This is a genomic window from Wolbachia endosymbiont (group A) of Hylaeus communis (assembly GCF_947251915.1).
In the GTDB taxonomy this organism is placed as follows: domain Bacteria; phylum Pseudomonadota; class Alphaproteobacteria; order Rickettsiales; family Anaplasmataceae; genus Wolbachia; species Wolbachia pipientis.
In genome coordinates this window covers 1,071,500-1,089,660 of sequence record NZ_OX366396.1, presented here as the reverse complement: position 1 = coordinate 1,089,660, position 18,161 = coordinate 1,071,500, and the positions used below count along the sequence as shown (strand labels likewise).

Sequence of the window (18,161 nt, the reverse complement as noted above, 5' to 3'; positions counted from 1 at the left end):
AACTCAAAATGTTGTTTTTGCTGAACCAAAAAAAACTTCATTTTTTGAGCTGCGCAAAGCCACCTAAAGTAGAGAATGGACAAGGAAGGAGGAGTGTATAATATATATTAATGTTGATATTTATTTCTTATAAATATCATCTCTATGTCCTATCTCTGTGATAGTTACTATATGATCTAATTGATTTACTCTGTAAATTACACGATAGTCACCAACTCTTAGCCTTCTACGTCCTTTTAAGTTATGATGCAGTGGTTCACCAAAATTTATTGGGTCAACTGTAAGACGTTCTTTTATAGCCTTTTGAACTCTTAGCCTTATTATCTTTGGAAGGTTTGGTAAATCTTTTTCAACAACACTCTTTAGAGACTTAACCTTGTAACGCTCTAATCCCACTTAATATCTTCAAAATCAACTGTTTCTGCACCTTCAACATCACGCTCATCAGAAATTTTAGATACTAAAAAATCCTCCATTTCAAGCTCAACTGCTTCTCTAAATAGTTTTCCTGCTAATTCTTGAACGGGCTGTTTAGTAAATTCAGATAATTCAGCAAGATGCTTTAAAGTTTCTTCGCTAAGAGCTATGTTAATGCCTGAATTTGCCATATGTTTTACCAAAGTCCACTAATAATTATACAACATTTTTTTTAATTTTTCAATAAAGAAAGGAGTGGTGTATAAAAATATATTTAATGTTTCAGTAGGTCCAATATTGCCTGCTTGTAAATATTGTCCCTGTGTCCTATTGAAACAATAATTACTATACGTTTTACAGTATTTACACGGTAGACAATACGATAATCATCAGCAACTTTTATTCTTCTATGTTCCTTTAATCTCTTGCGTAGCAACACACCGTTACCAATAGGATCAGTCTCAAGATACTCTTTTATTGCATCTTTAATACTTGGCTTTACATCTTCCGGCAAGGAAGGCAAATTTCTTTTAAGAACATGCTTTAGATATTTAATGGTGTATTGCTTATTTCCAGATGTCTTCACTATCCTCTACTTCTTCTGCATCATCAGAATTTAACTCCCTAATAATTTTGGAAAATGCAATATCTTCCGCTTCAAGTTCGATTGCTTCCTTGACTAGCTTTTCTGTTAATTTTTGAACAGACTGCTTGGTGGCTTTAGCTAGTTCAACAAGATGCTGCGAAGTTTCTGGGTTGAAAGTTACACTAACTTTTGAATTTACCATAAGTTTTACCAAAGTCTACTACTATAGCTATTTTACAACATTTTTTTTAATTTTTCAATAAAGAAAGGAAGGAGGGCTGTATAAAAATATATTTAATGTTTATCAAGTAGCCTTCTCATAAATGGTGTCTCTATGTCCTGCTGTAGCAACAAATACCTTATGTTTTGCAATATTTACAGTATAAATAATTCGATAATCACTAACCCTTATTCTTCTATACCCTTTTAGCCTGCCACGTAATGGTTTACCAAATTTAATTGGATCAGTTGTAAGCCGCTCGTTTATCGCTTTTGTAATCCTTGATCTTATTGTTTTTGGAAGATTTAGAAAATCTCTTTCAGTAAAGTTTTTTGAGTAGACAATATCGTATTTCAGTTTATGTCCTCTCCCTTTCAGATAGTACTGTATTCCAGTCTACATCCTCACATTCCTTAATAGTTTTATATAACGCAATATCTTCTACTTCGCACTCGATTCCTTCGATGACTAACCTTTTTGCTAGTTCTTGAACGGATTCCTTGGTGATTTCAGCTAACTTAGTAAGGTTATGTGAAGTTTTTGGGTCAAAAGTTATACTAATTCCTGAATCTGTCATATGTTTTACCAAAGTCTACTAATAATTATACAACATTTTTCTGAATTTTTCAATAAAGGAAGTTGATGATATGTAAGAAAAATTTTGCCACCTGCGTTAATAAATAATTAAAGATTTAGCATATTTATCTACCCTCTATTCTATTACTTAAGTTAGACCACTTTTTTCTATTAATATTTTTTGTTTATAAAGATGAGCAGTTACTCATCACGCAGTTGATCTATGGATATAATACTACCGTTTGATAGTTTTTCAGTACATTTTTCACTTTTGTATTCTTTACCAGAGTCGATACTGATTTTGTCAAATATTAAAACATCTCCTGAAATTTTATCACGAAACTCACTAATAGCAAAAAACGGTATAGTAATTCGCTCTTGTTTTCCTTGAAAACTCAAACTGACGCTAAATTTATCCTCAGAAACTTTTAAATCATAGAATTGATGCTGTAATATAATAAGCATTTGAGTAGGGTATGACTTTTTCAAACGATCTGGCATGGTCACACCATTAAAATATGTGAAAAATAATATTTCTAAGTGAGGGATAAAACCATTACCTGATATAACATCTAAAGTCTTTTTGATAACTTGAAACTTAGCAGAATTAAGCAGTTTTTTGTAATCTGTTTGCTCCATATAACTTTCACATACGTAAATTTTGGGGGAACTTCTGTTACCCGGCGTTCCCTAAACCGTGCTTTAGTAATAAACCGGTTGTGCTAAATTAAGCAGCAACACGATATTCTTCAGCAGCAAAATTATCGTTTGCATTTAAATTATGAACTCTTAGCGGTGGTGTCTAACCGAGCAAAGCTACCATCTTTACTATGCATGTCGATCCTTAATCGCCCCCGTATAATTAAAAAACATGGTGGAGGCGCCGAGTACTGCCCTCGGGTCCAATACACCTATTACAAGGTAATTTTATTGCTATAGTACACAAAATGTACATAGCTATTATATAGCAACATTAAATAAATGTCAAGATATTATGACCTTAAGTTGATTTATTGCTAAAACAAAATTAATATTTCCAGTAAAAAATTCTGTGCTCTTAACCTGACACATATGGCTTTTTGAATACTCCCAATGAAAATATTTATAAATAAATATTTACTCTTCTTTTTTATTGTTTTTAGGTTTTTCTTGATCAACCATTTCTCCACCGATCTCTTTTATTTTTAGTATCAACGACTCTGGTACATACATGTCAATTACTTCTTCTGCTGTCACAAATAAAGCCTGATAAGAGTGTGAATTTATTATCCAATTAGGCAATATGTCTTCTGCTTCTATTTTATACTCTCCCTCTTTTTTGTCATATACTGTGTAGCAATATAAGTGCACAGCAAAAAATAATACATAAGAGAGCAATATTCCTTTAAGCACTCCGAGAAAGATTCCAGTAACTCTATCGATAAACCCCAACCTTATGGGTGATAATATGTACATTAGCCAGTTATTTATTATCATGAATATAAGATTAAGTATAATAAATACAGAGATTGTAGAAAGTATGTTTAGTGTAACTTTAGAATCAAAATATTTACTATAATTTGGAGCGAAAAAATCATAGTGATTAGCTGTCAGAAAGACCGATAAAAATAGAAACATTAGTGCGCATAGCTCTTTTATAAAGCCTCTAGTTACCGAGATTATTACGCATAGAACAACAATGAAGATAATTAGGCTATCGAAAAGCATGTTTTATATCTATATGGTTTTCAAGATATAATAGTTGTAAATAACAAGGTTGTAAAATTAATTGTATTTATGCTGCATCAATTGATCTAAATACCTAGCGATCATGTCAATTTCTAAATTCAAATAATCATTTACTTTGTTGTACTGAAAAGTCGTATTTTCCCATGTATAGGGAGTGATATTTACTGTAAATTCCTGATTAATAACTGAATTCACTGTGAGGGAAACCCCATCTAGTGTAACGGAGCTTTTTTTTGCAACAAATTTAATTAATTCTTGTGGGCACGATAGTTTGATTTCATGAGAATCTAAATTTTGATTAATTGTTAAAAATTTTACTATCCCATCAACATGACCCTGAACCAGGTGGCCATCGATCTTATCGCTTAATCTCATTGCTTGTTCGAGATTTATTTTTTTTCCTATTCTCCACGTATTTAAGTTAGCAACCTTCATAGTTTCTTGAGATGCTTGGACTGTAAATGTATCGCTCATTATATCAACAACAGTTAAACACACACCAGAGCAAGCTATTGAATCTCCTTTATTTATAGAGGATAAATTTTGTGTCTTGATATGGAAAATTTGATCAGAGTTGGAGTGAGTGGTAGTATCAGTTATAGTCCCGATATCCGTGATAATTCCTTTAAACATATGGTGAAAATAAATAATTTTACCATGAAAAATTTTTTACAACAACTTATTTCTATTTTGTTATAGTTAAAGTAATTCTGGTTTACCGACAATTTAAAAAACGACAAATTCGTCATCCCGCTACGTGTTAGCGGGATCTAGAGATACCGCGAATGAATCGCGGTATGACGCAGGAAAACTGAGTCTGCACTAGCTATAGGCGCGAGAAAGGGGATCGTTTTTACTTACTTGCTTAACAGATTCTATAGAATACTCAGAATATATAAAGTAAGCTAAACTCAGAACACATAATGCAGTTATGGCCTGTAAAGGATGGATCCGAAATGTGTACCATGATTATGAATGTGAGTAGCGATGGCATAACTGAAGTACTAAAATTTAATGATGAAGATTTTGTGCTATCGGAGGAGATCTTAGAATTGATAAAGCAAAATGATGAATTATATATTCAAAGTCTCTCCTTATATGATGCTGTACTAGAAAAGGGTAAGGCTGCTGATGTTGTGCCTACTGCTAATAACAATTTTCAAAATGAATCTATAGTGGCCTATCGCAAGGAACCAGAGGGGGAATTAGACCCTAAAGTTGATGCTGACAATAGCCTTCCTCCTTCTATTAATAGCAATGCATCAACTCAAACAGAAGTTGCTTCACAACAAATCGAAACTCAAACGGAAGTCAATTTACAGCACACTGGAACTCAGACAGAAGTTGCTTCACAACAAATGGATGAATTGATTTTAAATAATCGGATGCTGTCCAAAGAAAACGTTGAATTGAAGCAAGAAATGTCAAATTTGAAAAAAGAAGCTGTTGAATTGAAGCGAGAAATAGAAGCAGGGTTGCAAGTGATAAATAAAAAGCACCATGAATTAATACAAGAAAATCAGCGACTACAGGAGAAACTAGAAACAACCCAAGCAGAAGCTAATCAAACAATTGTAAAGTTAGAGAAGCAGAATAGCGATTTACAAGACAGGTTTGAAAAAGAGGAGCAAAAAAACACGTAATTGCAAACTGAACTGGCACAAAAAAATGAAGAATTAGCAGGTGTGTTAAAAGAGCTACAAGGGAAAGCACAAGAACTTAAAGGTGTATATGAAGAAAAAAGAAAGCTAAAGGAAGAGCTGAAAATTGTTAATGCAGGAAAGAAGAATTTGGAAAAAGAGCTAAATCAAGCACGAGAAGATGCGGAACAGATAATGGTTGAACGACGCCAGCAGAAAGAGCGCTTGAAAGATCAGCTAAGAGAATTAGATCAGGAATATAAGGTACAAGTAGAAATTGGGCAAAAGATTAAAGAATCAGATAGGCAGGATAGCAATTTACAAGATACACTTGGAGAAGAGAGACTAAAACTCAACATTGAAGAGCTAGAAAACGAGTACGAGGAATTTCCAGGAGATAAGGTGCTTACACTTGAACTCACTAAAGATGAAGATAAAGTCGAAGAGTTAAGAAACGAGCTAGAGCGTGAGAAAGAAAAGTGTAAACAATTATTAGAAGAAGAAAATGAATGGGGTGATGAATTGGTAGGAATGCTTGATGGACTGGAAGAAAAAATTCGTGCTGATGAACAAAGGAGCTTCAACAATCAATTAACGGGAGAAATTTCTAATGAGTCTGGTAATGCTCCACGACAGAAGAAAAGGTTATCCAAATCTTCAAGCGTTGATAATGAGTCTTATGTTCCACTGAGAGAGAAGACAACATTACTCAGATCTTTAAGCGTTGATAGTGGACTTGATAGCGATGAAGAAAATTGTGATAATGATTTATCTTTCAACATAAGTCCTATAAGTTCTATTGAGAAGGTGGCAGAGAGTAGAAACGTAGGTAGGGTATCATTGTGAAGATGGTTGGGGTTAAGTTGCAACTTAAGTGGGGCGCAAAAGGTCTTTTTTGTTGATAATAATTTAAAATCTATAGTAGACTAAAAAAGATTATTAAATTATAATATAACATATGATAAAAGACGAGAAATCGAAAACAATTTTTGAAGTGGAAGGGGCAGTAACTGCTTTACTACCTGCAGCAGAATTTAGAGTGAAACTGGACAATGAACATGAGATTATCTGTCATGTATCAGGGAAAGTGAGAAGAAGTAAAATACGCATCATTATAGGGGATAGGGTGTTAGTTGAGATGAGCATTTACGATAGGAATGCGAGAAAGGGTAGGATCATTAGAAGGCTTAAAGGTACAAGTGACAGAACGATCTCTAAATAATCTTATTCTTGCTTCATCATCGGAAAGGCGTATAGCTTTACTAAAACAAATAAACATTGAGCCAGGTTTAATTTTGCCAGCAGATATAGATGAAGCCCCTTTAAAAAAGGAACTTCCGAAGGATTACTCAATCCGTATGGCAAAAAGTAAAGCGGAGAAAATACAAAGCTCAAATCCAAATTACTTTGTGCTTGGTGTTGATACAGTTGTTGCTTGTGGTAGAAGGATATTGCTCAAAGCTGAAAACGTTGAGCAAGCAGAAAAATGTATCCGCTTGTTATCAGGAAGAAGGCATAGAGTATACACCAGTGTATGTCTATTAACTCCCGATCAATCTAAACAACATATCAAGACTGTGGTTACAATAGTGAAATTTAAACGTCTCAGTGAACAAGAAATTAAGTATTATTTAGCATCAGAAGAGTGGAAAAATAGGGCGGGGGGATGCAATATACAAGGCCTAGCTGGAGTGTTCGTATTGTTCTTACGCGGCTCCTACTCTTCCGTTATAGGGTTACCATTACATGAAACCTATTGTTTGCTAAGCAATTATTTTAACTTCAATTTATATTGAAATACCTTTGTTAGTATCTTTTTTTTGTTGTGACTCAGCAACCTGTTTAGCCCAATCTAGTGGTCTTTTATTTCTGTTAGCTAATGCAATTCTATTGCGATCATAACCATCAGTGTGTTCTGTTAAAGTATCTCCTCTTTCTTCTTCTATTACTCCAGCTTTCAGTTGTGCTTCATCTTTCTCTAGTAATTTATATAGTTCGCTATTTTTATCTACAGTTGGATTAGTGTCATTATTTTCTCGTTCTGCCACTGTTTTTTCTAACCACTTACGTATAGGGTCATATTGTTTACCTTCTCCTATCTTTTCTAAAATGTTTTCTGAGAATGAATCTTTAGGAATATTTTCTTTAGTAGCCTGTTGTGCCGGTTCTCTTAACCCTTTATCCGGGTTTTCCAATGCTCCTTTTAACTCACTCGTATCTCCGATTTCTTTTGGTTCAATGTTTTCTAAGCTCTTCTTTAACTGTTCAGGATTTACTTGAGATTGTTCATTATTGTCATGAGTTGGAGATGAATAGCCCGAGTCACTTTTATTATTGAGTGCTGTAGCAGAGAGCGGCTGTTCACTTTCTTTCCACTTAGCATCACTAGCATCTTGGTTATCACTGTTATCTGGAGAAGATGAATAAGGAATTATGTCCTTTAATGTCTCTAACGGTGATGGGTTATTTTTTCTACTTCCTGCAATTGATGCTTTTCTATCATCAACATCAATGTGCCGTAAGTTGTTTTTCTTGAAATTTCTGATGTCTTGTAACAGATCGCCTTTGCTATTTCCTTCTTGTTGCTGGGTTTTAGGTTGTTGCTGATCATTAGGTGTTTGCTCACTTCTATCTGGTTTTTGGCTTCCAGGTACAGCATGTCCAAATGTAGGATTGTCATACCGTTCATCTTCTTGCCTATTATCTTGATTGTGGCTTACAGACTTGGTGAAAGTAGAACTATCTGAAGAATCAGAAGTTGCACCTTTTTGCTGATTATTAGGTGTTTGCTCACTTCTATCTGGTTTTTGGCTTCCAGATTTGGCTCCCCCTTGCTCATCGAAAACACCTTTTTTAGGTGGTAGTGAACTAGTTCTAGGTGGAAGTGGCGGAGGAGTTTTTTTGTTCTGAGGATTCTCCTCAAAAAGCGATTGTAGGTTATAAACTTGACCTCCCGAATTTGCTTCTCGTGCTGCTTGTCTAAGCTCACGCTTTTCTTTAGCCTCCTGAGAATTAATTTTATCGTCAAAATCTTTTCCAATTCCGCTATCGTAAGACTGCCTTCTGCTGTTAGATTGTAGTCCAAAATGTGAATGGTGGTCTTCTTTTTTTTGAGTTATATCAGTAGCTTGAACGCTAACACCTCTATTAACATCAATTCTTGTTGTAGTTTCAGATGATAGCTCGTTACTGTCTTTATTATGTTGCATCTCATTCGCTTTTCCTTGTCCTTTCTCCCTGAATTGTATTTCATGCAAGAATAAACCACCTATTTTTACATCTCTGTTTACTTCTAACAGTTCTAGAGAAAAATCATCACCTTTAACAAGGTCTACACCGTTAGCATCAATCTTAATTTTGATCTTACATTCCTTCCCCTCCGCATACCACTTTAAAGTCATTTCATATGAACCATCAGTTACGACATAATGTCTTATTTTTTTCCCTTCTTCCTCGGCAACAAAACCATGCATTCCTCTCTTTCCATCACTATGCAATGTTGAAAATCCCGAGATTTCATTCTTCTCACAAAAATCACTGTTTAAAAATTCGCTGATTTTAAACTCTTTTTTGTTATTTCCCAGCGTAATACTTGCGTGATTACCGTATATTGAAACTCCTGCAACATCATCAACATACTCTTCCAACCTTTCTTTAACTTCACTTTCAAGGTCTTGTCCAGCTTTCTTTGTCTTGTCGCATTTCTGAAGAATAACTCCATATGCTTTATCTTTGTTTTCTTCTTCGTCCCAATTCCAGTTGGCGTGTTTTGTTAAAAACTTTACTGTGTTAAAATCAACTCTAGCATTATAAATTGGGTCGTCTTCCTTTTTTATTTTATCAAATAAAGGAAAAATTTCTTGAATGCGCTCATTATAAATGTGTTCTTGTTGTGTATCGTTAGTGCCCATATATCCCTCACTAATAACCCTCTGCCTTTAGTTCTAGCTAATACTAGCTAATACTAGCTAATACTAGCTAATATAATTATCACAAGCATTGGTTGAATTTTTATTAAGGAAGGTTGTGTTACTAATGTGATGACACAAGCTATTTTATGGTAACATCAAACGATTTAAGTTGTCATTCCAGTCTGGAATCCAGCCTTTCACGAACCCCATCAAAAATGTTGTGTTTTAACATAAGATTAGCTACTTTTATGCTCACTAACTTAGTGCCAATCAAGATTCCTGGATCCCAGTGTCTGGGCACTGGGATGACATCCTTCTTGGCGGAAATCACTCTTATATCACAACAGCTGCATAGCCTAAATTGCTTTAGCTATAGCTCTGTTTTTGCAACTTCAAATATCTGCTACTCATAGTAAACACTTCTGGATCTTGAGAGGTTAGCTTGAGTATAGCGAGTATGTTGATAAACAACAAAGCAGCAATCGAGATATCAGCAACATCCCATAGCAACCGGACTTTACCTATCCCACCAAGCGGAATGATCATGGTAAAAATTACAATCCAGATTTTAGTGTATTTATTATCCATAGACACATAGCTTATTGTCTGTTTTGAGCAAAAAAACCAAGTAAAAATAGTAGTAAAAGCAAAACAAAACATTATGGCCATAATTAAATAGTCAATATAAGGCCAATTCATTGCCTTTCTAAAAGCAAATATGCACATGTTAGTGCTCTCTAAATCAGTGACCCAAGAATCTGTGACAAGCAGTACCATTGTTGTAATAAACACTATAAACGCAACTATAAAAGGCGATATTATCGTAATTAGACTCTGCTCAATAATAAATTTATTATTATTTTTCTTAGGAACAATTGAAGAATGTACGATTCCTTCAAGGCCAAGCCCTATATCTGTTGCAAAAATACCTCGCAAAGTTCCGACTTGAATAATAGTCAACATTTCTAGAATCAAACCTAGAGATAAACCAGAGTTAAAGCTACTGGTTGTAAAAAAACTGCTTGTTATTAGTTTTAGAGAAGGAAGAATATTTTCACTAAATTTAAATAATATGATACCGCAAAGTGTGAGGTAACTTACCGTCATTATCGGTATCATAGCCGATATAAAAATTTTAATTTTTTTTAAGCTGAGAGCTGCAACAACAAAAAATATTATGGCCATTACAATGCCACCAACAACTACAGGCACATCTATCATATTAAGTGGTATTGATAGAGAATTTACCTGAACAAGGTTACCAACTGTTATTGAAACCATCATCATGATAACTAGAAAGACAATTGTGGCCTTCCTAGAGTTAAACGCATCAGTCATGTAGGCTACAGGGCCACCTATAAACCGTTCGTTCTTTTCCTTTCTGGTTTTTATACTTAGATAACAAGTGACATATTTTATCACAGAAGTGATAACAATAATTATTGCCATCCATAAAATAGAGCCCGGTCCTCCGGTTTTTAGAGCAACAGCAGTTCCTGAAATATTTCCTACTCCTAAATTTCCCCCTAAAATTGTAAACAGAGCGGCTATAGAAGAAAATTTATTTTCTCCTTTTTTAGCTCCAAGGAGTGAAAGGGCGTATGGTAATCTAAATACCTGTAGCCATTTTAGTTTAATCGATAGGTAAACACCAGCAACTAGCATGAGTAATATTGTTGGCAGTAATAAAACAAACTTTACTGTATCCATCTGTAAAAGTGAGATTTTTATTTGAGTATACAACAAAAATTGAAAATACCTAACCTATTTTCTATGTATGACTTCGTTTCCGTCATTCTAGAAACCTTTTCTTGTCATCCAAGTAGCGTGACACATAACTGTACGAACATTGTAATATGGTACAATGTTAAGACGATGTCATTCCAGTCTGGAATCCAGCTTTTAATGCAACCCCTCACCAAAAATATTGTGTTTTAACATAAGGTTAGCTACTTTTATACTCACCAACTTAGTGTCCAATCTGGATCCCAGTGGGCTTTATTGCATCGCTAGCTATGATGGATTAAAGATAAAAAAGGTGGAGAATATCAGTAGCTTATTATTCTGGTATTTATAACAAGAACGGTCAGTGAATACCTAAATTTGAGTAAAAGAAATTTCACTACCACTCACTAATCCGGCTAAAATTCAAGAATTTCAATGCTTTAGCTATTTTCAATAGAATTAAATTTATTAATGTAAATAATAAATTACTATTCTTAAATTTGATCAGATTGATTGCAAAAAAACAAGATTTTCAATAGGTTACTTATAATCCTAACTATAGTTAGCCTTTCATAAGTAGCGATGCAACAAAGCCATCCCAGTGTCAAGCACTGGGATGACAAGAAGAGGGCACTGCCCTCTTGGATGGAAGCCAGTGTTAGCTACTTTCATGACACCCTGACAACCGTCATCCCGCTACTTGTTAGCGGGATCTAGAGATACCGTGATGGTATGACGTAGGGGTTGCCGAGAACTTGTCATCCCAGTGCTTGACACTGGGATCCAGTTTTTCGTATAATTTTGTCAAAATCTATTGTGCTAGCAAGTTCACTAGCGTCACGCGCTGGTCTGTTAGACATTTACGTGTAGGGTGAAGAAATTTTGAAAAAGACATACCAAATATGAAAGGCCTATATATTAAAACTTACGGCTGTCAGATGAACGTTTATGACTCCGTTTTAATGGAAAATGTAATTAAACCTTTGGGGTTCAACGTTGTTAGTGATGCAGGGAAAGCCGATTTAGTGATACTGAATACTTGTCACATTAGAGAGAAGGCAGCAGAAAAACTTTACTCAGAGCTTGGGAAGATTCATTCGTTACGAAAAGAAATGACTATAGTGGTGGCTGGGTGTGTAGCGCAAGCAGAGGGAGAAGAAGTGTTCAGAAGGGCTCCTTTTGTTGATATTGTTGTTGGTCCGCAGAGTATCGCTACCTTACCGGAGCTGATAGTCAAAGCAAGCAGAAGTAAAGGTCATGTAATAAACACTGATTTTCCTGAAGTTGCAAAGTTTGATAAATTGCCAGATGAATGCTATGGCAATAGCCAGGGGTCTTCTGCGTTTCTTGCCATACAAGAGGGTTGTGATAAATTTTGTACGTTTTGTGTAGTGCCCTATACTCGTGGAGCTGAGTATTCACGGCCAGTGAATGAAATATTTCGTGAAGCATTGAAATTAGTTGCAAATGGGGCAAATGAGATCAATTTGCTTGGTCAGAACGTCAATGCTTACCATGGGGAGTGCGAAGGGGAAGTGTGGGATTTAGGAAAATTAATTAGTCATATTGCTAAAATTGAAAAGCTAGAGAGGATTCGTTATACAACTTCTCATCCAAGAGATATGCATGAATCTCTCTACTTGGCACATGCGGAAGAGCCAAAGCTCATGCCGTTTGTTCACCTGCCTGTGCAGTCTGGTTCGAATAAAATATTGCACGCGATGAACAGGAAACACACTGCAGAGGAGTATTTGGAAATAATAGACAGATTTCGCAAATTGAAACCTGAAATCGAATTTTCTTCTGATTTTATTGTTGGTTTTCCTGGAGAAACCGAAAAAGATTTTGAAGAAACTATGAAATTAGTAGAAAAAGTTAGATATGCTCAGGCTTATAGTTTTAAATACAGCCCAAGACCAGGCACACCGGGAGCGGAAAGAAAAGATCAAGTACCAGAAGAGGTTAAAACAGAGCGCCTTCTTCGTTTACAGAAATTAATTAGTAAGCAACAACTTGAGTTTAACCAGAGTATGGTAGGTAAAACTATACCTGTTCTATTTAGCGATAAAAAAGGTAAACACCAAAACCAAATTATTGGTAAAAGCCCATATATGCAATCAGTGTGCATTGATGATTCTCAAGATAAATACAGGGACAAAATAGTAAATGTGAAAGTGTTGGAAGCTCGGCAGAGTAGTTTGCTGGGGTGTGCATTTCACTGATTTTAAGCAGCGTTAAATATAAATCTTAAGCAAAGAGTATTGAAAAAATGCAATCATAATCTTTTTCAAAAGTTACAAAGTTTAATTGCTACCTCTGCTGAACGGGTACCTTAAACCTACAAATTTGAGCTTACCTATATCAATTTTTTGTACAAGATGAGTTAGTAACAACTTTATGTATAAAATTGAAGAAGAATAAAAATACAATAACGAGCATTAAATTAAATATTCCCACCTTTAAAAAACCCTCTTTATATATTTCTAAAGATTCTAAATAATTTATTTTACCATTTACTGAAGGAACTGACATAAATTTTGATATTGCAACTCCGGCTAGGTTAGAAAACGCTAATGACAGCATTACTATACCCATCACTACTCCTCTAAGGTTTTTGGGGGCTAGTGTAGTTGCTTGTTCTTGGACTAATGGAGCAATACATAATTCTCCCAGTCCCATAAAGGAGATAGCAATTATTAAATATAAGTATTCTACTTTACCTTCAATGTTAGAGTTTAAACATCCTATGTACAGTGTGAAAAAACACATAGCCATTGTCAGAAGGCCAAGGGTAAACATGGAAGTTGCATATTTTTGCTTAAACTTCATGTATGTTCCAAAAAGAAAGCCAAATATTATAATTGACAAAGGATTTATGGCTTGAGAAACTGAAGCTGGGATTGTTATACCTAATACATTGTTAATAACGTTTCTTTCGGTGAATAAGTTAACCAAAGAGCCAAGCTGCATTTCTAAAGCAAAAAAACACAAGAAAAATACCACAAGAATAGATAATGCCACTAATTTTCGTCTTTGTTCTGCTGATAATTTAGATATTATATAAATAAATATGCCCAGAGCTGTTATTCCAATAAATATGAGCATATTAGTAAAAAATTCACTATGTATAAGCATTTTAGCAATTATTGATGATGACAGAAAGCTTCCTATCAATACTATACCAAAAATTTTAATCCCTAATATGCGCTTATTCATAAGCTCTGGATAAGGAGAAAGGCCGCTATCTCCTAAAAGATTCTGAAATTTGAGAAAAAAGATTAGCCCTATAGACATCCCAATACCAGCTAAACCAAAGCCGTAGTGCCAGCCAAACAAGTGGGCTACATAACCACATGAAATAGAAGCCAATATTGCTCCAATATTCACACCTACGTAAAATAAAGTAAAGCCTCTGCTACGTTCAGGATCGTCTTTGCCATAGCATGAACTAAGTAAGTTAGTTACGTTCCCTTTAAACATACCAGTACCTATGGCTATTAGAGATAAACCTAAATATAATAAACCTGGTTCAAACTTAACCAATGACATGCAAGCATGACCTGCTATCATCACTATCCCTCCAAGCAACACCATGTTGCGGAATCCCATCAACTTATCAGCTAAAAAACCTCCAAGTATTGGTATAGCATAACCTGTTGCAGCAAATAATGAGTAAATAGTAAAGGCCCTCTCATCAGTGAAACCTAAGTGAGAAGTCAAAAATAGGACCAAAAGTGCCCTCATTCCATAGTAAGAGAAACGTTCCCACATTTCAACAAAGCACAACATTTTTAAAAATTGTGGAAACTTATCTGTCTTCTGATCCATAAAATACCCCTAAAGCTTGGGTTAATGTTAAGTAAAACAATAAAAACTGCAAGTAAAACTTAAAAAAAGGTATTGGAAGCTCGGCAGAATAGTTTGTTGTGGTGTGAGCTACGGAAATATTTTTGAATTTGTAATTTTTCAGAAAGCCCTATATTCTTTAGTTTTACATAGCGAACATGAAGTCAAAGCATTATCCTGATACAGTAAGTAGTCCTGATTTTTCATCGTTAGAAAAGGAAATCATAAAATTTTGGCAGGAAAACAAAGTTTTTGAGCGGTCAGTTGAAGAACGTTCCAAGGATAATTGTTTTGTCTTTTACGATGGGCCTCCGTTTGCAAATGGACTTCCGCATTATGGACATTTACTCACTGGTTTCATCAAAGACGCATTTGCAAGATATCAAACTATGCTTCAAAAAAGGGTTGAACGTAGATTTGGCTGGGATTGCCATGGATTGCCGGCTGAGATGGGTGCAGAAAAAGAACTTGGAATATCTGGTAGAACTGAGATAGAGAAGTTTGGTATAGATAAATTTAACGATCATTGCCGTACTTCTGTGATGAAATTTTCATCAGAGTGGGAGAAGTATGTAAATAGGCAAGCAAGGTGGGTAGACTTTCACAATGACTATAAGACTATGGATAAATCATTCATGGAGTCGGTCATGTGGGCATTCAAGCAGCTTTATGATAAGGGTCTGGTGTATGAATCAGTGCGCGTTGTACCATATAGCTGGGCATGCGAAACTCCATTATCTAATTTCGAAACAAGGCTTGATAACGCGTATAGAGAAAAAGTTAGCAAAGCTGTAACTGTTGCATTTGAGCTTTTAGAAAACCCACAGCAATTTAAAAGTGTTAAACGAAAGTGTAAATTACTTGCTTGGACTACAACTCCTTGGACGTTGCCGAGCAACTTGGCTTTAGCAATAGGAAAAGATATTAAGTATTGTGCAGTGTCAGTCCACCCTTTGATGTCATTCCAGCGCGTGACGCTGGAATCTATTTCTGGATCCCAGTGTCTGGGCACTGGGATGACAGGGAGTAGTGAAGGAAGTTCAATGAATGGTGAAATATACATTTTTGCTGAAAGCTACTTAGAGAAATTTATCAGCCACTCTGAACAAAACAATATTCCATATGAAAACTGCAATATAAAACTTAAAGCGAATGATCTTGCAGGTCTTTCTTACAAACCACTGTTTGACTATTTTAAAGACACAAAAAATGCATTTCGCGTTTTTATTGCTGATTATGTGACGGAAGAAGACGGTACTGGCGTTGTGCATACTGCTCCTGGATTTGGTGAGGAAGATTTTTACCTTTGCCAAAGCCATGATATTCCAGTTATTTGTCCAATTGATAACAGTGGAAAATTTACTGCTGAAATTTCAGATTTGGCAGGGGTTCATGTTTTTGATACCAATGATACAGTAATAAAAAAATTAAAAGAGCAAGGGAATTGGTTTAAAACTGAACAATATATTCACAATTATCCACACTGCTGGAGAACTGACACTCCTTTGATCTATCGCACTATGCCTTCTTGGTATGTTGCTGTTACAAAATTCAAAAGCAGAATGGTAGAGCTAAATAAGAGAGTTAATTGGATACCAAACCACATTAGAGATGGTCAATTTGGAAAATGGCTTGAAGGGGCACACGACTGGTCAATTTCACGCAATCGATTCTGGGGTACGCCAATCCCTGTATGGAAATCAGACGATGCGAGATATCCAAGAGTAGATGTATATGGTTCAATAGAAGAACTGGAGAGAGATTTTAATGTTAAAATAGACGATTTGCACGGACCATTTATCGATACTTTAACAAGACCAAATCCTGATGATCCAACAGGAAAATCAGTTATGCGCCGTGTACCTGACGTGTTTGACTGCTGGTTTGAATCTGGCTCGATGCCATTTGCGCAAATCCACTATCCGTTTGAAAATAAGGAGTGGTTTGAATCTGCGGATTTTATCACTGAATACATAGCGCAAACCAGGGGGTGGTTTTATACGCTCTTTGTATTGTCCACTGCTTTGTTTGATAGGGAACCATTTAAGAACTGCATATGCCACGGTGTTGTTTTGGATGTAAAAGGGCAAAAATTGTCCAAACGTTTGAATAACTATGCAGATCCAATGGAGGTTTTTGATAGATACGGTTCTGATGCACTGCGTTTTCTTATGCTTTCTGGATCTATTGTTTGTGGTGGTAATTTGCTACTCGATAAAGAAGGAAACTCAATACGAGATGTTCTGAAAAACGTAATAAAACCTATTTGGAACAGTTATCACTTTTTTACTATGTATGCAAATGCAGATGGAATTAAAGCTGAAGTTTGTAAGGATTATCAAAGTACTATTGATCGCTACATGATTTCCAAATGTTTTGAAGCTATAGAAAGTATCCAAGCTTCTATGAACAGCTATAACTCCCAAGAGGCTTGCAAAATTTTAATGAACTTTTTTGAAGTGCTAAATAATTGGTATATTCGTCGCAGTCGCGAGCGTTTTTGGAAAAGTGATTTGGATCAGGATAAAACTGATGCTTATAATGTTCTATATACGGTTTTTTATTACATACTAAGAGCTGCAGCTCCTTTGTTGCCACTTATAACAGAGAATATATGGCAAGGGCTTAAGTATGAAGAAACATCTGTTCATTTGGCTAATTTTCCACAATTAGAGAAGTTTGATAGTCAGCTCATTGCCAAGATGGATCTAGTGAGAGAGGTGTGCAACTCTGCACTTTCGATCAGAAACACTTTTAATATACGTATCAGACAGCCGCTTGGCAGTATGATCATTTATCATCAGTCTTCCTGTAGTTTTCTTGAAGGTGAACCGCTTTCTGTCATCCCAGAGTTCTCTCCTGTTATCCAAGTAGCTGACACTGGGATCCAGTGTGCTGCAGATTCAAATGAGTACCAGGAGATGATAAAAGATGAGGTAAATGTAAAAAAACTGAAGTTAGTAAACAGACTTGAAGATATTGCATCACTAGAGTTAAAGCTAAATTTCCCACTGCTTGGGAAAAGAATTCCAGACAAAATCAAGAAGCTAGTTCAATATGTCAAGGAGGGAAAATGGAAGCAAGTTGAGAATGAGCAGATATTTCTAGGAGACGAATCAGAGAACTATATTATAGAAAAAGGCGAATATGAACTATTGTTAAAAGCAAACAGTGAATATTCCTCTGTATTTGATAACAATAAAGGGATTGTCATTCTAAATACTGAACTAAATGATGAATTAATTCTAGAAGGGCTCGCGAGAGATATTGTGAGGCTCATTCAAGAAACTAGAAAACAAGCTGATTTTCATATATCAGATAGAATTAGAGTAACAATCAAAACAGAAGATGAGAAAATTAAGGAAGCAATAAATACGTGGAGTGAATATATAAAAGAGCAGACCCTTGCCTTATCTTTGGACATTAATACAGAAATTGGCACTAACTTCTATTCTAAGGAATATCAGGATTTAAGTGTTAGTATTGAGCGTTAAATTTTTAATAAAGTTGCA

At 35.2% G+C, this 18,161-nt stretch carries 18 protein-coding genes and 1 other RNA gene; 6 read left to right on the top strand and 13 right to left on the bottom strand.

What is annotated here, in order from left to right:
- Window positions 1–120 precede the first annotated feature (120 nt).
- The 10 genes from OPR52_RS05425 to OPR52_RS05380 all read right to left on the bottom strand — a co-directional run bounded on the left by OPR52_RS05425 (window position 121) and on the right by OPR52_RS05380 (window position 4,160).
- On the bottom strand, window positions 121–396 hold the full coding sequence (locus tag OPR52_RS05425) for a type II toxin-antitoxin system RelE family toxin (RefSeq protein ID WP_264723229.1): 276 nt from the start codon (window positions 394–396) through the stop codon (window positions 121–123).
- Window positions 387–608 (bottom strand): hypothetical protein, encoded by a 222-nt coding sequence (locus OPR52_RS05420; RefSeq protein ID WP_006279415.1) that lies wholly within the window; start codon window positions 606–608, stop codon window positions 387–389. Before OPR52_RS05420 ends, OPR52_RS05425 begins: the two co-directional genes overlap by 10 nt.
- A gap of 83 nt (window positions 609–691) precedes the next feature.
- The gene (locus tag OPR52_RS05415; RefSeq protein ID WP_010962380.1) at window positions 692–1,003 is read right to left on the bottom strand and encodes a type II toxin-antitoxin system RelE family toxin; all 312 of its coding nucleotides are present in this window, start codon (window positions 1,001–1,003) and stop codon (window positions 692–694) included.
- A complete protein-coding gene (locus OPR52_RS05410) occupies window positions 984–1,205 on the bottom strand; it encodes a hypothetical protein (RefSeq protein ID WP_265037963.1) in 222 nt (73 codons plus the stop codon). Before OPR52_RS05410 ends, OPR52_RS05415 begins: the two co-directional genes overlap by 20 nt.
- Window positions 1,206–1,307: 102 nt before the next feature.
- Complete coding sequence (locus OPR52_RS05405; RefSeq protein ID WP_231115925.1) at window positions 1,308–1,514, bottom strand: type II toxin-antitoxin system RelE family toxin; 207 nt, start codon at window positions 1,512–1,514, stop codon at window positions 1,308–1,310.
- A gap of 67 nt (window positions 1,515–1,581) precedes the next feature.
- The gene (locus tag OPR52_RS05400) at window positions 1,582–1,800 is read right to left on the bottom strand and encodes a hypothetical protein (RefSeq protein ID WP_006279413.1); all 219 of its coding nucleotides are present in this window, start codon (window positions 1,798–1,800) and stop codon (window positions 1,582–1,584) included.
- A gap of 200 nt (window positions 1,801–2,000) precedes the next feature.
- Window positions 2,001–2,438, bottom strand: coding sequence for a ClpXP protease specificity-enhancing factor SspB (locus tag OPR52_RS05395; protein ID WP_265037961.1), 438 nt, complete (start codon window positions 2,436–2,438; stop codon window positions 2,001–2,003).
- Between the two features lie 23 nt (window positions 2,439–2,461).
- Window positions 2,462–2,791, bottom strand: a transfer-messenger RNA (tmRNA) gene (gene ssrA / locus OPR52_RS05390).
- Window positions 2,792–2,915: 124 nt separating this feature from the next.
- The gene (locus OPR52_RS05385) at window positions 2,916–3,506 is read right to left on the bottom strand and encodes a CvpA family protein (protein ID WP_010962383.1); all 591 of its coding nucleotides are present in this window, start codon (window positions 3,504–3,506) and stop codon (window positions 2,916–2,918) included.
- A 57-nt stretch (window positions 3,507–3,563) separates the two neighbouring features.
- Window positions 3,564–4,160, bottom strand: a complete 597-nt coding sequence (locus tag OPR52_RS05380) for a riboflavin synthase (RefSeq protein WP_010082169.1) — start codon at window positions 4,158–4,160, stop codon at window positions 3,564–3,566.
- Window positions 4,161–4,498: 338 nt separating this feature from the next.
- Between OPR52_RS05380 and OPR52_RS05375 the strand changes: the two genes are divergently transcribed.
- From OPR52_RS05375 to OPR52_RS05360, 4 genes are all read left to right on the top strand, one after another.
- The gene (locus OPR52_RS05375; RefSeq protein ID WP_265037960.1) at window positions 4,499–5,170 is read left to right on the top strand and encodes a hypothetical protein; all 672 of its coding nucleotides are present in this window, start codon (window positions 4,499–4,501) and stop codon (window positions 5,168–5,170) included.
- Window positions 5,171–6,013 carry a hypothetical protein gene (locus tag OPR52_RS05370; RefSeq protein ID WP_265037958.1) on the top strand — a complete coding sequence of 281 codons (843 nt, stop codon included), beginning with the start codon at window positions 5,171–5,173 and terminating at the stop codon, window positions 6,011–6,013. It abuts the gene before it with no gap.
- A 112-nt stretch (window positions 6,014–6,125) separates the two neighbouring features.
- Complete coding sequence (gene infA / locus OPR52_RS05365) at window positions 6,126–6,389, top strand: translation initiation factor IF-1 (RefSeq protein ID WP_007550159.1); 264 nt, start codon at window positions 6,126–6,128, stop codon at window positions 6,387–6,389.
- Window positions 6,367–6,963, top strand: a complete 597-nt coding sequence (locus OPR52_RS05360) for a Maf family nucleotide pyrophosphatase (protein WP_265037956.1) — start codon at window positions 6,367–6,369, stop codon at window positions 6,961–6,963. The genes infA and OPR52_RS05360 overlap by 23 nt, the downstream gene beginning before the upstream one ends.
- Here OPR52_RS05360 and OPR52_RS05355 read toward each other — a convergent pair.
- Window positions 6,955–9,078 carry a hypothetical protein gene (locus tag OPR52_RS05355; RefSeq protein ID WP_265037954.1) on the bottom strand — a complete coding sequence of 708 codons (2,124 nt, stop codon included), beginning with the start codon at window positions 9,076–9,078 and terminating at the stop codon, window positions 6,955–6,957. The two genes, OPR52_RS05360 and OPR52_RS05355, sit on opposite strands and share 9 nt — an antisense overlap.
- 366 nt (window positions 9,079–9,444) lie before the next feature.
- On the bottom strand, window positions 9,445–10,788 hold the full coding sequence (locus OPR52_RS05350) for an alanine:cation symporter family protein (protein WP_265037952.1): 1,344 nt from the start codon (window positions 10,786–10,788) through the stop codon (window positions 9,445–9,447).
- Between the two features lie 917 nt (window positions 10,789–11,705).
- Between OPR52_RS05350 and miaB the strand changes: the two genes are divergently transcribed.
- Window positions 11,706–13,025 (top strand): tRNA (N6-isopentenyl adenosine(37)-C2)-methylthiotransferase MiaB, encoded by a 1,320-nt coding sequence (gene miaB, locus OPR52_RS05345; RefSeq protein WP_265037950.1) that lies wholly within the window; start codon window positions 11,706–11,708, stop codon window positions 13,023–13,025.
- Between the two features lie 139 nt (window positions 13,026–13,164).
- Here the strand turns inward: miaB and OPR52_RS05340 are convergent, their stop codons facing one another.
- Complete coding sequence (locus OPR52_RS05340; protein ID WP_007548626.1) at window positions 13,165–14,631, bottom strand: peptide MFS transporter; 1,467 nt, start codon at window positions 14,629–14,631, stop codon at window positions 13,165–13,167.
- Window positions 14,632–14,807: 176 nt separating this feature from the next.
- Between OPR52_RS05340 and OPR52_RS05335 the strand changes: the two genes are divergently transcribed.
- Window positions 14,808–18,143, top strand: coding sequence for an isoleucine--tRNA ligase (locus OPR52_RS05335; RefSeq protein ID WP_265037949.1), 3,336 nt, complete (start codon window positions 14,808–14,810; stop codon window positions 18,141–18,143).
- Window positions 18,144–18,161: the final 18 nt, after the last annotated feature.